Raw genomic sequence first — 13,055 nt, forward strand, 5'->3', positions numbered from 1 at the left:
ACTTAGTCGATTGTTAGGGATCAAAATAGAGCACATATCTGAATCATATAGATGATTTAGATATCTTGCAAGAACCAATTCATTGTGCGGCGCAACGAATACAAAGCGGTGCTTCAGGATGGGCGGGGGAGACAGTAGTGACATATAAGCATATAACTATTAAATCGCAGTTGAGTATGTTTTTTTGATAACTAAGTAACTAAGATACAAAGATCAAATTTCCACTGGAGGTCACCGATGTTTAAGATTCAAAAATATAAGTTGAGTAGACGTTTAGTTTTAATAGCTGGGGCACTTACCCTGGCACTACCCCAATTAGCGACAGCACAATCTTGGCCAACAAAGCCAATTAAATTAATCATTCCATTTGCAGCCGGCGGTACCACTGACATTCTTGGTCGACTCTTAGCTCAACAACTAACAAAGGATCTAGGGCAAAACGTTATTGTTGAAAACAAAGGTGGTGCCGGTGGAAATATCGCGGCAGAATTTGTGGCTCAAGCCCCTGCTGACGGCTATACCATCATGCTTGCATCAGGCAGCATGCTTACTGTGAATCCTAATTTGTATAAAAAATTACCTGTTAATTATGCAAAAGACTTTGTTTACATCACCAACGTAGCAAGTGGTCCAATGTTGTTATCAGTAAGTACAAAATTACCTGTTAAGAATTTCGGTGAGTTTATTGCCTACGCAAAAACCAAGGACCTGAACTTTGGCTCAGCTGGAATCGGTAGCCAGGTTCATATGGCGGGTGAGAATTTGACTTATGCCGCCAACATTCCAGCAACGCATGTTCCATATAAAGGTGAGTCTGCCGCAATTAATGATTTAGTCTCTGGTCAAATTGACTTCATGGTGGGCAACCTGACCGCGGCAACTGGCTTTGCTAAGAATGGTCAAATTAAACCATTGGCTGTAACTAGTGCTAAACGCGTCAAACAGTTACCAGACATTCCAACTGTTGCTGAATCTGGCATCCCTGGATTTGAGAGCACCGGTTGGTTTGGCTTAGTGGCACCAGCAAATACACCAAAAGCAATTACCGAGAAAATCTATGATGCCACTGTAAAAGCGGTGAGTTCCGAAGCTATGAAAAAGAGTTTGGACCTTAACGGTTTAACAGCCGTTGTCAATAATCAAAGAGACTTTGAAGCTCAAGTGAAGGCCGAGTCAGCCTCATGGGAGAAGGTTATTAAGGGTCGCAATATTAGCGCTCAGTAAGAACTGCTAGCGGCAAGTAAAAAGCGAGGATACGTCCTCGCTTTTTTTATTTTCTCGGAAAATATTTTTATGTAATTTGCCTCAGCAATAACATGGAACCAGAAAATACCAATATGGATCCATAGGCGATACGCATAGAAGCATTGCTCAGCTTAGTGTGGACATGGGAGCCCACCCAAATTCCCAAGAACGTCACTGGCATTAAGCAAACCGCAAGGCCAAGCACCTCCCAACTTAAGATAAGCCCCGTAACCAACATTAATGCGAGCCGCAAAAATGTCAGCATAAAAAGAATGAAGGCCATAGTTGCGCGCAGCACCTTTGGATTGGCAATTCGTAAACCAAGGTAGGAAACGTACAGCGGGCCACCAGTAGCAAATAGAGCAGTAAATACACCCCCAAAGAAGCCGGCAGGTATTGCCCACCATCTACTAATGGGATCGAAAGTTTCTACATTTCTCTTCACCAATACGCGCAGGCCATTGATGGCTGCAAAAATACCGAGAACGAGTAGTAAAGGCTCACCTGGTGCCTTCACCAATAAAAAGATACCTAAGACCATCCCGACCAAGCTACAAGGGAATAGCCACTTTAATTCTTGGGTATTCGCATCGCCAGATGACTTTCTGCCGATATACAGCGCTGCACACATATCGATGATGACCATCATCGGAACCACAGCTTTGAGAGGGTATATCTGTACCAGCAAGGGGACGGCTACTATTGATGAGCCGAACCCGGAAACTCCAAAGATAAAAAATGCGCAAAGAACAATAACTGCTGCTAACGCAAATGAAGCTGGTTCAATTAATTCAAAAATAATTAAGCCTCTACCAAAATAGTTTCACCAGGTTTAATCATCGTAAATTGAACTGGTTTATTTTTAATCATAAGCCCATCTTTACCCAACTGAACTGCAGTGAAGTAAGACTCCTCCAAAGAGCCGGGTTGAGGAAAATCATCGCGATAATGAGCGCCCCTCGAGTTTTCTCTAGAGAGGGCAGCCTCTGTTACCGACTTACTTACCAAGATGAGATTACTTAAATTCATCCAATCTTGCCAGGTAATGCTGTATTCCCTCTGAATGTCGCCGACCCCCATTTGATGCAATTGCTGATCCAGTTGATCGAGCTTCACCCGGGCACGCAATAAACTTTCTCTCGTTCTAGAAATGCCCACATCATCCCACATACATTCTGCTAAGGCATCGCGGATCGCTTCAATATCTCCTGCCGGCTTCTCCAGTGGAGCCTCATGCGCCTGAATGCTGGCATGAACCTCATCCATATTGCATTCATGCAAACTCCGGGACGTTACCCAATTCGCCATTTCTTCACCGGCAATACCACCGAATACCGTTGAGTTAGCTACGCCATTACCACCCAGACGATTTGCACCGTGTACACCACCAGTATCCTCGCCTGCTGCAAATAGACCTGGCAACTCAGTACTGCAATCTGCCTTAAAAATCAAACCACCCATCATGTAGTGTGCAGTTGGAACAACCTCCACAAGATCTCCGGCTAAATCAAAGCCGCTATCGGCGCATCGCTCAACCATGCCCTTGAATTGCTTACGAACATTATCTGGGCCAAGGTGACTCATCTGAATATAGACACCACCATTCGGTGTTGCTCTACCCGCCCTGATTTCAGAATTAATGGAGCGCGAAACAATGTCTCGTGTAGCACGCTCATTGCGAGGATCATAGTTACCCATAAATCGCTCGTGATTGCCATTGAGTAAATATCCGCCTGCACCGCGCAAACCTTCCTCAAGAACGGTTCCGGTCATCCTGGTGCCAGGCCCTGCCAACATGCCTGTTGGATGAAACTGCACCATCTCCATGTCACGCAGAGTGAGTCCAGCGCGCAGTGCCATAGCCAGGCCATCACAACTCTTGTCACCTGAGGGGGTGTGGTACTTGTACATTGTGGGCCCGCCACCAGTAGCCAAAAGCACTGCTTTAGCTCTTACTAGCGTGAACTCACCAGTCTGCATATTCAGCATGAGCACTCCAGCTAAGGACTTACCGTCAGCACTATGAATTAGCTCAACCGCCCTATGCTCCTCAAGGCGATGGATTCCTCTGGCCCATACTTGCTCAGCAAGGCGACTAATAATTTCAATACCAGTCAAGTCACCTTTATGGACTGTGCGATCGAAGGTTTGGCCAGCGAATGCCTTTTGATGCACTGTTCCGTCTGGATTGCGATCAAAGAAACAACCAAGCTCATTTTCAAGCTCATGAATACGTTCAACTGCTTTGTTTACCAGTGTCCAGGCTAGCTCTTGGTCTGATAACCATTTGCCACCTTCAATCGTATCCATAAAATGGCGCTCAACTGAATCGCCCTCTGCCAAAGCGACGTTGTAGCCGCCTTGAACCATTCTGGTACAACCACACTTACCAAGCAGACCTTTTACAGCGATGGTGATGTGAAGATCTGGATTGGTTTGGTGGGCGTGCAGTGCTGCAAAAAGCCCTGCTCCACCAGAGCCTAAGATCAGGATGTCGGTTTCAAGAGTGGTAATGCTCATGACGGAATTCCTAGACTCTTTAATACAGCCTCTTTATTTCGAGCAACATCGCTTTTTACCTCTTGATAAATACTGCCGCCATGACTATCCATAGCGACTAATAGAGGGCCAAAGTCTTTAATCTTAAAACGCCAAAGTGACTCTGGATTGAGATCGTCCATATCAACATCTTCAATCTGCTCGATCCAGGTTGTTTCTAGTGCTGCCGTACCGCCAATGATTGCAAGATACACACCACCAATTTCCTGGAAGGCTGCAGCAGATCCTTCGCGCATGCCACCCTTACCCACAATCATTCGTACGCCATTTTGAGTCATCAAGGGATGTGTAAAACGCTCCATACGATCTGATGTAGTAGTACCAATACAAATCGGCTGATATCCTGCCGGGAACCCCTCACTGACAGGGACCTTGCGCACATTCGGAGCCGTATGAATGACCGCGTGCCCATTAAGATCAAATCGGGTTTTTCTGCCCTTATCAAATAAGTGGATCTGCGTAGCATCCCGAATACCAAACAAGGTGTTTTGCAAAGTCACCGTGTCATTAATGCGAAGCTTACGAATGTCAGCTTCGCTAACAGGAGTTGGAAGGTTGTAGTGGGCCATCTTTATTCCTAGAATCCGTAAGTCACACCGTCAGGCGTGAAAGTTGCTCGCGCCCTGCGAGCAGAATGGCACTGCATATTCACTGCGACAGGATTTAAGGTGATATGCGTGTGAGCAAGTTCTACATGAACAGCAAATGCCGTACCATCACCACCTAAACCTTGGGGACCAATGCCCAGCTTGTTCACAGCGGCAGTCAACTCCTGCTCCAATTTAGCACCCTCTTCATCGCTGCATACACTACCCAATGCTCTTGTGGCAGCTCGCTTAGCCATCGCAACACATTGTTCAGATGTGCCGCCAATACCAACCCCCACAATGGTTGGGGGGCAGGTCTTGCCTCCAGCAGATACAACGCTCTCTATAACAAAGGCTTTAACACCATTAATTCCATCAGCAGGAATGGCCATCTTTAAAAAGGAATTATTTTCCGAGCCACTTCCTTTGGGAACCATCTCAATCTCAAGCATTTGGTCATCGTCACAAAAATCAATACTGATTGCAGGCATATCAATGCCGCAGGAAGTGTGATTATTTTTACGTGTAATAGGATGGACAACTGAGGAGCGTAGTGGATATTCAGTAGTTGCACGCTCACAGCCTTTGCGAATAGCTGCCTTAAGCTCCATGCCATCAAGCTGAACATTGCGGCCAATCTTGACTTTGTAAATAGGTAAGCCAGTATCTTGGCAGAGAAGGTTATCCTCGCGCTCAGCTACTGAAATATTGGTGATCATCGTTTTTAAGACAACCTGGGCACGCGCATCGGACTCACCTTGATTTAAACGCTCAATACCAGCCTTCACATCATCTGGCAGAACTTTTAAAGCACGGATATAGAGCTCCTTACAAGCCTCTTCAACTGCTTTCATTTGTAACTGCATCGCATTACCCAATCAGTTTGCTAAATACAAAAATAGAAGGCCACAAGCTATGCCGAATAAGATGGCTGCTTGCGTCCAAGCCTTACGAAGGCCGCGCCACGGACCAAACTCAATCATGAGCAGTCGAATGCCACCGACCAAATGAATGGCTAGCAAAATAACGAGAGCCCATTCACCAAATTTGAATATCCAAAAATCAGTTAGACCTAAATAGCGCTCAAAGCCACTAGCTCCACGTAATGACTGAGAAAGCATTAAGAAATGCAAAGGAATAAAACAAGCTAATAACAAGCCAGAGAAACGATGGCATGCGAAGGCAAAATAAGAGAGATGACTTTTTGCGCGTAAATCGAGTGTTGGCCTAGATCTCATGGAGTACCTCCGGTATAGAGGCCAATCACCGCTGTAGTTCCGAGAATAATAATGAGAGCCCCTAGGATCCAAGATAGCGCCTTGGAAACAAATCCCTTGCAACATGTTTCTTCGAGAATATTAGCCAATCCAATAGGTGCATGCACAAAACAGGCCAAGACAAAAATCTCATAAAAAATAGCAAAGGCGATATTGCCTTGGGTGCGCCCCAAGATCTCTTCAGCGGTTAAGCCGCCTCGAATTGCGTAGAAAATAATCATGAGATGAATTGCCACGCACAGGCCCAAAACCATTGCACTAATTCTTTGGGCATACCAAAGTTTCGCCTGCAATACTCCTTGGCTCATAACTTACCCCACTTGCTGCCACGCACTGCAGCCCTGGCTACTAGTTTCTTAAGACCAGCAATGCTGGCTGTAGGTTCCAGCTTCTTGGGACAGCGCTCAGTACAAGATCCCTGCGTATGACATGCATGACAACCTTCATCACCAGCAACAGCACGCAGGCGATCCAATTGCTGCACATCACGCACATCGTTTGTTAGTGTCCAAGCACGATTCAGGGCTGCAGGGCCAAGATAGTTGGGGCGCTTTTCAACAACCTCACAAGAGGAATAGCAAACTCCACAACCAATACATTCGATGCCAGCATTAGCCAACTGGCGCTCAATCGATTCTGGCTCTACTTTCGCAAAATTATCATGACGTGTTTTATCGCCCTTGAAGAAACCGACAGCACCTTTCCACTTGTTAAAGAACTCTCGCATATCTGTTGCAAGATCTTTAATGACAGGAAGATTATTTAAGGGTGCGATCTCAAGTGAGTCACCCTCCACAATCTGAGAAACGTGCGTGCGACATGTCCAGCGAGCAACGCCATTCACTGTCATAGCGCAAGAACCACACATACCAACTCGACAAGCGAAGCGATAACTTAGGGTTGGATCGAGCTTGCGCTGAATATAGGTAACAACATCCAGCACCGTTTGATTTGGATTTCGAGGCACCAAATACTCAACAAACTCACCTTCTTGAGCACCGCGCCAGACTTTGACTTTGAGATCTACATTGGACATGGCCTGATTATATCGATAGATAGTAAAAAATAAATCGAATATAATTTTCTTTGAGATAAATAAATACTTTATATTTAATACCATGCCTAGCATCCGAGTACTCAAAAACTTCCTGGCCATTTCAAGACACAAGAGCGTGGCGGCGGCTGCACGTGAGATAGGTCTTACGGCTGCCGCTGCGGGTCAGCAATTGCAGCAATTAGAGGCAGATATTGGTGTTGAGCTTTTTGACAGAACCAAGCGCTCTATGACCTTAAATCATCATGGCAGAGCCTTAGTTGAGCCAATCCAAGAAATCATCGCACGCTATGAAGCCTTGGGCTCTGACTTTAAATCTGAACTTAGCGGAACTATTGTTCTAGGTGCCCTCGTTTCAACCTTAATGGGAGCATTTGGAAACACATTGAATGAGCTCAAGCAGAACTACCCAGAACTCGAAATCAAACTCATTGCAGGTCTTTCGAATAACTTTCTTGATCAGGTAATTGAAGGCAGTCTAGATGCGGCGATTGTGACCGAATCCCCCTACGCATTACCGCAGAACATTCAATGGACGGAGTTATATACGGAGCCAATGGTTCTCATTTCTCCGGCCCGCACCAGCAAAAAAGGCGCTACACCCAAAGAGATTGCCAATGAACTGCCATTTATGCGCTTCGAAAGAAATACTTGGACAGGTCACCTAGTAGATCAAACTATTCGAGCAAACAAACTCAGCATTAAAGAAGGCATGGAACTCAATTCAGTTGAGGCGATTATTGAACTTGTCAGACAGGGACTTGGGTACTCAATTGTTCCCAAACTTGCCAATGTATCCTGGGATAACGATCGCCAACTCAAAATCTCCGCACTCCCCGGCAAAACGATTTTCCGAAAAGTGGGTTTGCTGGAAAAACGCAAACACTCACGTGAAAATATCACCCAAGAAATTAAAAAGTACTTCCTAGATGAGGTATCTGCAAAAAGAAAAGCCACCCCTTAGGGTGGCTTGAAAGAAAATCTATGGAGGTAAAACTAAAGAATGAACAACAAGTTCATCGTATTCCCCTGCCCCCTCCCTGAATTATTGTTTTGCCTGCTTTAAGTGCGTTATGCTTTAATTTGGTGCATATTTTCAGATATGTGCCATTCGGTAAAATCAATACATATTCAACCTATATAAAGGGGTGCCAATGTTGGCAACAAAGAAGATGGGCATTCCATCTCGTTTCATAGCAAGTCTACTCTCGGCTGCACTCATTATTCCTGCGACAGCTCCTGTGGCATATGCCCAGAACACGAGCCAACAGCAGACAGCAAAGCTTACGCAAGCACAACTAGAAGCCTTGGTAGCGCCGATCGCTCTCTACCCAGATGCACTAGTCTCACAAGTGCTGATGGCATCGACCTACCCTTTGGAGATTGCTGAGGCATCCAATTGGGTTAAATCCAATGCCAACTTAAAAGGTGATGCTCTGAATAAAGCATTGCAGCAGCAAAACTGGGATGCCAGCGTCAAATCTTTAGTGTCATTTCCACCGGTACTGGAGATGATGGGCTCTCAATTAAGCTGGACTCAACAATTGGGTAATGCAGTTTTGGCTCAGCAATCTGATGCCATGAATGCTATCCAAGCATTGCGTGCCAAGGCGAAAAAAGCCGGCACATTGGAGTCAAACTCTCAGCAGACAGTTAGCACTCAAGGTAGTGGCAGCAGTCAGACCATCATCATTGAGCCTGCGAACCCTCAAGTTGTCTATGTCCCCACTTATAACCCAACCGTTGTTTATGGTGCATGGGCCTACCCAGCATATCCTCCATACGCCTACTATCCACCTGGATACGTAGCGGGCACTGCCCTCCTCTCCTTTGGGGTTGGCATGGCAGTTGGAGCAGCACTTTGGGGTGGTTGCCATTGGGGTGGCGGTTATGGCGGTGGATCGCTGACCGTAAACAACAATAACTTCAACAATTTCAATAAGAACACCAACAATAACTGGAACGGCAATCGCAATGGTGGGTCCAGCGACTGGAAACCAGATCAGCAACGCCGCAATGCCAATCTTGGTGGAGGCGCCGGAGCGAACGCGAGTCGCGACGCTGAGCGTGATCAATTACGCCAGAACCTCCAACGTGGAGATTTGAGCGGCAATCGTGCTGGCGATCGAGCTGCAAATCGCTCGGGTGCCGATCGAACAGGTGACAGAAGTAGCGCTGACCGCGGCGGTAATTTTGGTGGCGGAGATCGTGCTGCTAGCCGAACTTCCGGTGGTGGTGATCGATTTGGTGGCGGTGGCGGATTTGGCGATACACGCGGTGCTCGCTTTGATGGCGGCGGTGATCACTTTGGTGGTGGCCATGGTGGTGGCTTTGGCGGTGGTGGTCGTGGTCGCCGCTAATTACTCACGCTTATCTACATTGACATATATAAAATTGATTAAAGGAATGAACATGAAGAAATTTTTAATTGCAGCTACCCTAGCCTTCGGAATGGCAACTAGCATGCAAGCAGCCAACGCAACTACTACTGATGAACTGCTTCAATACTGCAAAGGCGATGGAAGCACAAACGTTACTTGCCAAATTTATGGCCAAGCTGTTTATGACACCTACCTTGCAACACGTAACCCAAAAACTGCTCCTAGTAAGATTTGCGTCAAGCAACCTGCACCATCACGTATTCAGGTGGTAGATGAATACATTGCCTGGGCCAATGCAAACCCATCTAACGGACCAAAACCAGCAGCAGAAACGATGTTGAAGTTTTTAGAGGGTGTGTTCCCTTGCGGAAAGTAATGCATTCAATTGCTTGATCTTCTAATCTAGCATTAAAAAAGCCACCCCTAGGGTGGCTTTTTGTTTCTTGAAAACTTTAAATCAATTAATGATTTTCTTTGGCGTGATTGATAGAGTACTTCGGAATCTCAATCACCAGATCCTGACGTGCAACAATTGCTTGGCAAGACAATCGTGACTGGGGATTCAGACCCCATGCGCGATCAAGCAAGTCCTCTTCATTCTCATCAGGCTCATTAAGGCTCTGATAACCCTCTTTCACAATCACGTGACAGGTAGTGCAAGCACAAACCATATCGCAAGCATGTTCAATTGGAATATTGTTTTCTAGCAAGGCTTCACAAACAGAGGTACCTGGAGTTACTTCCAGCACAGCGCCTTCGGGGCAATACTCGCTATGGGGTAGAACAACGATCTGAGTCATCTTAATAATTTTCTTTTCTTAAATTTCAGCAACATTCTTACCAGCTAAAGCCTTCTGGATACTTGCGTTCATGCGCTTTTGAGCAAAGTCATCAGTAGCCTTGGCGGCATGATCTACCGCTTTCCTCAAAATATCGCTATCCGCCTCTTCTGTCAGAACCTTTCGCAAGGTGGACATCTCTTGATCAACACTCGCTTGCTCTTGCTCATTCAACAATCCACGATCAGAATCTAAGGCAGTTTGCACAGCATCCAATAAACGCTGTGCATTCACCTGCTCTTCACGCAAGGATCTCGCTAAGAGATCTACTTTGGCTGAAGCAAAACCATCTTGCAACATCCGGGTAATCTCAGCATCGGTTAAACCATAAGAAGGCTTAATATCAATCGAAGCTTGTACGCCAGAGCCCTGCTCCATAGCGCTAACAGAGAGCAAGCCATCCGCATCTACCTGAAATGTCACCCGAATACGGGCAGCACCAGCAGCCATAGGTGGAATGCCACGCAATTCAAACTTACCGAGAGATCGACAATCTTGCGCTAACTCGCGCTCACCTTGAACTACCTGAATTGCTAGCGCAGTTTGGCCGTCTTTAAAGGTCGTAAAGTCTTGTGCACGCGCTACTGGAATAGGCGTATTGCGCGGAATAATTTTTTCTACCAAACCGCCCATGGTTTCAAGACCAAGGGAAAGAGGAATCACATCTAGCAATAACCACTCATCATCTTTACTTTGATTGCCAGCAAGTAAATCTGCTTGCATGGCTGCACCCAAAGCAACCACTTGATCTGGATTGAGATTATTTAAGGGTTTAGTGCCAAACAATTCGCCAACTGCACGTTGCACATGAGGCATGCGAGTCGCACCACCCACCATCACCACACCCTTCACTTCTTCAGCCTTGAGGCCGGCGTCGCGCAAAGCCTTTTTTACTGCTGTTAATGTTTTGCTAATGAGGTTCTGAGTAATCTCAAAGAACTGGGCCTGACTGATGCCGACATTCACTACTGTGCCATCGGCAAGAGTTTCGTGAACGCGAGCTAAGGGGTTGTGACTCAATTGTTCTTTTGCATGCTTGCAAGAGAGTAATAATTTACGATGATCATGAATCGAGAGCGGAGGAAGTTTTGCTTGCTCGATGACCCAGCAATATAAGCGATGATCAAAGTCATCACCACCTAGAGCAGAGTCACCGCCAGTTGAGAGCACTTCAAATACTCCCCTGCTCATACGCAAGATCGAGATATCGAAAGTTCCGCCACCCAAGTCGTATACAGCGTAGGTACCTTCAGATGCATTATCTAATCCATAGGCAATTGCAGCTGCAGTAGGCTCGTTGAGCAATCGCAATACTTCAATGCCAGCCAATCTAGCAGCATCTTTAGTGGCCTGGCGCTGTGCATCATCAAAATATGCAGGTACAGTAATCACTGCGCCAACAATATCGTCATTTACAGAATCTTCAGCCAGTTGACGCAAGCGCGCCAAAATTTCTGCAGAGACTTCAATGGGACTCTTATCGCCAGCCACTGTTCGTAACTTCAACATTCCTGGCTCATCTACAAAGTCGTAAGGTGCGTTCTCAATGTTTTCTACATCGGCAATGCCGCGACCCATGAAGCGCTTGACAGAAACAATCGTATTTTTGGGATCAGCAACAATACTTTCAATCGCCTCAAAGCCAGCTTGTGTTCTACCGTTAGGCAAGTAACGCACTACTGAAGGCAATAGTTCGCGCCCTTCTGCATCCGGAAGAACTTTAGGCAAAGCATCTCGCACGATCGCTACCAAGGAGTTGGTAGTGCCCAAGTCAATGCCGATCGCAATCCGCCGCTGATGCGGAGCAAGTGATTTACCAGGTTCGGAGATTTGTAATAAGGCCATGGGGACTAGAGTGTAAAGCTATACCAAAGCAGAGATGGCATCATTTAGCTCGAGCGCAAACTTATCAATAAAAAGAAGACCTCTGAGCAACTCAGCAGCACGCTCATAATTCTTGGCGCCATCGATAGCTTGCGTAATCTCTACCAAGGTATCGCGCTTGGACTGATCAACCTCTTCGGCTAAAGCCTCTAGCGCACCGAGATCCTCATCTTGATCTTCAAGACTCTCACGCCACTCCATTTGCTTCATCAGAAAAGCGGCTGGCATGGCAGTATTCGTTTCCAGACGAGCGTCTACTCCATGGAGTTGGCATATATAGAGCCCGCGCTGGATAGGATTCTTGAGTGTCTGAAAAGCGGTATTAGCTAATGTAGCCATTTGCATGGCCAATCGCTGCTCAGCATCACTTCCACGAGCATGGCGATCCGGATGAACCTCTTTTTGGATTGCCAGATAAGTCTGATCTAATGCAGACAAATCCAGCTTGAATTGTTGCTCTAAACCAAAGAAACGAAAGTAATCGTCAGACGCGGAAGGATTCACCACAACCACACTCATCTTTTACATTCGGATTCTGAAACTTAAAGCCTTCGTTGAGGCCCTCACGAACAAAATCCAATTCAGTGCCATCTAAATAGGCCAAGCTCTTGGGATCAATAAAAATAGTGATGCCATTGGATTCGAACTTTGTATCCTCTGGAGCGGCCTCATCTACGTACTCTAGTTGATAGGCTAAGCCAGAACAACCAGTAGTGCGAACACCTAAGCGTAAGCCACAGCCTTTGCCGCGCTTATCTAAATTGCGCTGAACATGTTTTGCTGCTTTGTCGGTTAAGGTAATTGCCATGGTGAAAGCCTCTTTATCTTTACTGAGCTGGATGCTTTTCTTTATAGTCAGCAACTGCGGCCTTAATGGCATCCTCAGCCAAAATTGAGCAGTGAATTTTTACAGGGGGCAAAGCCAACTCTTCTGCAATTAAGGAGTTTTTAATCTCTAAGGCTTGGTCCAAAGTTTTACCTTTAACCCACTCGGTTACCAAAGAAGAAGATGCAATCGCAGAGCCGCAACCGTAAGTTTTGAACTTAGCGTCTTCAATCACGCCTTGGTCATTGACACGGATTTGTAATTTCATAACATCGCCGCATGCAGGTGCACCAACCATGCCAGTACCTACCTGGTCATCACCTTTTTCAAAAGAACCCACGTTACGGGGATTTTCATAATGATCAATTACTTTGTCGCTATATGCCATGGTATTTCCTCGTTA

The 13,055-nt window shown here is 46.2% G+C and carries 16 protein-coding genes; 4 read left to right on the forward strand and 12 right to left on the reverse strand.

All coding sequences use genetic code 11. The annotated features are described in order from the left end of the window. Positions 1 to 237: 237 nt before the first annotated feature. Positions 238 to 1,224 (forward strand): Bug family tripartite tricarboxylate transporter substrate binding protein, encoded by a 987-nt coding sequence (locus AOC19_RS06335; protein ID WP_215374965.1) that lies wholly within the window; start codon positions 238 to 240, stop codon positions 1,222 to 1,224. A gap of 67 nt (positions 1,225 to 1,291) precedes the next feature. Here AOC19_RS06335 and AOC19_RS06340 read toward each other — a convergent pair whose 3' ends face one another. Genes AOC19_RS06340 through AOC19_RS06370 form a run of 7 tightly spaced genes read right to left on the reverse strand, consistent with a single transcriptional unit; the run spans position 1,292 to position 6,704 of the window. Continuing rightward, positions 1,292 to 2,047 (reverse strand): sulfite exporter TauE/SafE family protein, encoded by a 756-nt coding sequence (locus AOC19_RS06340; RefSeq protein WP_215378185.1) that lies wholly within the window; start codon positions 2,045 to 2,047, stop codon positions 1,292 to 1,294. After that, positions 2,047 to 3,765, reverse strand: coding sequence for an L-aspartate oxidase (locus AOC19_RS06345; protein WP_215374968.1), 1,719 nt, complete (start codon positions 3,763 to 3,765; stop codon positions 2,047 to 2,049). The genes AOC19_RS06340 and AOC19_RS06345 overlap by 1 nt, the downstream gene beginning before the upstream one ends. Next, the gene (locus tag AOC19_RS06350) at positions 3,762 to 4,373 is read right to left on the reverse strand and encodes a fumarate hydratase C-terminal domain-containing protein (protein WP_215374971.1); all 612 of its coding nucleotides are present in this window, start codon (positions 4,371 to 4,373) and stop codon (positions 3,762 to 3,764) included. Before AOC19_RS06350 ends, AOC19_RS06345 begins: the two co-directional genes overlap by 4 nt. An 8-nt stretch (positions 4,374 to 4,381) precedes the next feature. Further along, positions 4,382 to 5,245: a fumarate hydratase gene (locus AOC19_RS06355; RefSeq protein WP_435367665.1), complete on the reverse strand. Its 864-nt coding sequence runs from the start codon at positions 5,243 to 5,245 to the stop codon at positions 4,382 to 4,384. Positions 5,246 to 5,269: 24 nt separating this feature from the next. Next, complete coding sequence (gene sdhC / locus AOC19_RS06360; RefSeq protein ID WP_215374977.1) at positions 5,270 to 5,629, reverse strand: succinate dehydrogenase, cytochrome b556 subunit; 360 nt, start codon at positions 5,627 to 5,629, stop codon at positions 5,270 to 5,272. Then, positions 5,626 to 5,976, reverse strand: a complete 351-nt coding sequence (locus AOC19_RS06365) for a succinate dehydrogenase (protein WP_215374980.1) — start codon at positions 5,974 to 5,976, stop codon at positions 5,626 to 5,628. Before AOC19_RS06365 ends, sdhC begins: the two co-directional genes overlap by 4 nt. Further along, complete coding sequence (locus AOC19_RS06370; protein ID WP_215374983.1) at positions 5,973 to 6,704, reverse strand: succinate dehydrogenase/fumarate reductase iron-sulfur subunit; 732 nt, start codon at positions 6,702 to 6,704, stop codon at positions 5,973 to 5,975. The genes AOC19_RS06365 and AOC19_RS06370 overlap by 4 nt, the downstream gene beginning before the upstream one ends. An 82-nt stretch (positions 6,705 to 6,786) precedes the next feature. On the opposite strand from AOC19_RS06370, the gene AOC19_RS06375 reads away from it, so the two are divergent. The 3 genes from AOC19_RS06375 (at position 6,787) to AOC19_RS06385 (ending at position 9,479) form a co-directional block, all read left to right on the forward strand. Beyond that, complete coding sequence (locus AOC19_RS06375) at positions 6,787 to 7,686, forward strand: LysR family transcriptional regulator (RefSeq protein WP_215374986.1); 900 nt, start codon at positions 6,787 to 6,789, stop codon at positions 7,684 to 7,686. A gap of 190 nt (positions 7,687 to 7,876) precedes the next feature. Beyond that, a complete protein-coding gene (locus AOC19_RS09365; RefSeq protein WP_285896590.1) occupies positions 7,877 to 9,082 on the forward strand; it encodes a DUF3300 domain-containing protein in 1,206 nt (401 codons plus the stop codon). Between the two features lie 52 nt (positions 9,083 to 9,134). Beyond that, positions 9,135 to 9,479, forward strand: coding sequence for a Rap1a/Tai family immunity protein (locus AOC19_RS06385; protein ID WP_215374989.1), 345 nt, complete (start codon positions 9,135 to 9,137; stop codon positions 9,477 to 9,479). 85 nt (positions 9,480 to 9,564) lie between these two features. Here AOC19_RS06385 and fdx read toward each other — a convergent pair whose 3' ends face one another. From fdx to iscU, 5 genes are read right to left on the reverse strand one after another with little or no spacing between them, the layout of a single operon-like run. Beyond that, the gene (gene fdx / locus AOC19_RS06390; protein ID WP_215327626.1) at positions 9,565 to 9,903 is read right to left on the reverse strand and encodes an ISC system 2Fe-2S type ferredoxin; all 339 of its coding nucleotides are present in this window, start codon (positions 9,901 to 9,903) and stop codon (positions 9,565 to 9,567) included. A gap of 18 nt (positions 9,904 to 9,921) precedes the next feature. Beyond that, positions 9,922 to 11,787: a Fe-S protein assembly chaperone HscA gene (hscA, locus tag AOC19_RS06395; RefSeq protein WP_215374991.1), complete on the reverse strand. Its 1,866-nt coding sequence runs from the start codon at positions 11,785 to 11,787 to the stop codon at positions 9,922 to 9,924. A gap of 18 nt (positions 11,788 to 11,805) precedes the next feature. Further along, complete coding sequence (gene hscB, locus AOC19_RS06400; protein ID WP_215374994.1) at positions 11,806 to 12,345, reverse strand: Fe-S protein assembly co-chaperone HscB; 540 nt, start codon at positions 12,343 to 12,345, stop codon at positions 11,806 to 11,808. Next, the gene (gene iscA / locus AOC19_RS06405; protein ID WP_215301393.1) at positions 12,311 to 12,634 is read right to left on the reverse strand and encodes an iron-sulfur cluster assembly protein IscA; all 324 of its coding nucleotides are present in this window, start codon (positions 12,632 to 12,634) and stop codon (positions 12,311 to 12,313) included. The genes hscB and iscA overlap by 35 nt, the downstream gene beginning before the upstream one ends. A 19-nt stretch (positions 12,635 to 12,653) precedes the next feature. Further along, positions 12,654 to 13,040: a Fe-S cluster assembly scaffold IscU gene (gene iscU / locus AOC19_RS06410; RefSeq protein WP_015421522.1), complete on the reverse strand. Its 387-nt coding sequence runs from the start codon at positions 13,038 to 13,040 to the stop codon at positions 12,654 to 12,656. Between the last annotated feature and the right edge of the window lie 15 nt (positions 13,041 to 13,055).

The organism is Polynucleobacter asymbioticus, assembly GCF_018687575.1.
Taxonomy (GTDB): Bacteria; Pseudomonadota; Gammaproteobacteria; order Burkholderiales; family Burkholderiaceae; genus Polynucleobacter; species Polynucleobacter asymbioticus_C.

Coding starts and splice junctions, on each gene's coding strand:
- sdhC (WP_215374977.1), bottom strand. CDS start 5,629: ATGAGATCTAGGCCAACACTCGATTTACGCGCAAAAAGTCATCTCTCT.
- AOC19_RS06350 (WP_215374971.1), bottom strand. CDS start 4,373: ATGGCCCACTACAACCTTCCAACTCCTGTTAGCGAAGCTGACATTCGT.
- AOC19_RS06335 (WP_215374965.1), top strand. CDS start 238: ATGTTTAAGATTCAAAAATATAAGTTGAGTAGACGTTTAGTTTTAATA.
- fdx (WP_215327626.1), bottom strand. CDS start 9,903: ATGACTCAGATCGTTGTTCTACCCCATAGCGAGTATTGCCCCGAAGGC.
- AOC19_RS06375 (WP_215374986.1), top strand. CDS start 6,787: ATGCCTAGCATCCGAGTACTCAAAAACTTCCTGGCCATTTCAAGACAC.
- AOC19_RS06365 (WP_215374980.1), bottom strand. CDS start 5,976: ATGAGCCAAGGAGTATTGCAGGCGAAACTTTGGTATGCCCAAAGAATT.
- iscA (WP_215301393.1), bottom strand. CDS start 12,634: ATGGCAATTACCTTAACCGACAAAGCAGCAAAACATGTTCAGCGCAAT.
- AOC19_RS06370 (WP_215374983.1), bottom strand. CDS start 6,704: ATGTCCAATGTAGATCTCAAAGTCAAAGTCTGGCGCGGTGCTCAAGAA.
- iscU (WP_015421522.1), bottom strand. CDS start 13,040: ATGGCATATAGCGACAAAGTAATTGATCATTATGAAAATCCCCGTAAC.
- AOC19_RS06385 (WP_215374989.1), top strand. CDS start 9,135: ATGAAGAAATTTTTAATTGCAGCTACCCTAGCCTTCGGAATGGCAACT.
- hscA (WP_215374991.1), bottom strand. CDS start 11,787: ATGGCCTTATTACAAATCTCCGAACCTGGTAAATCACTTGCTCCGCAT.
- hscB (WP_215374994.1), bottom strand. CDS start 12,345: ATGAGTGTGGTTGTGGTGAATCCTTCCGCGTCTGACGATTACTTTCGT.
- AOC19_RS06345 (WP_215374968.1), bottom strand. CDS start 3,765: ATGAGCATTACCACTCTTGAAACCGACATCCTGATCTTAGGCTCTGGT.
- AOC19_RS09365 (WP_285896590.1), top strand. CDS start 7,877: ATGTTGGCAACAAAGAAGATGGGCATTCCATCTCGTTTCATAGCAAGT.
- AOC19_RS06355 (WP_435367665.1), bottom strand. CDS start 5,245: ATGAAAGCAGTTGAAGAGGCTTGTAAGGAGCTCTATATCCGTGCTTTA.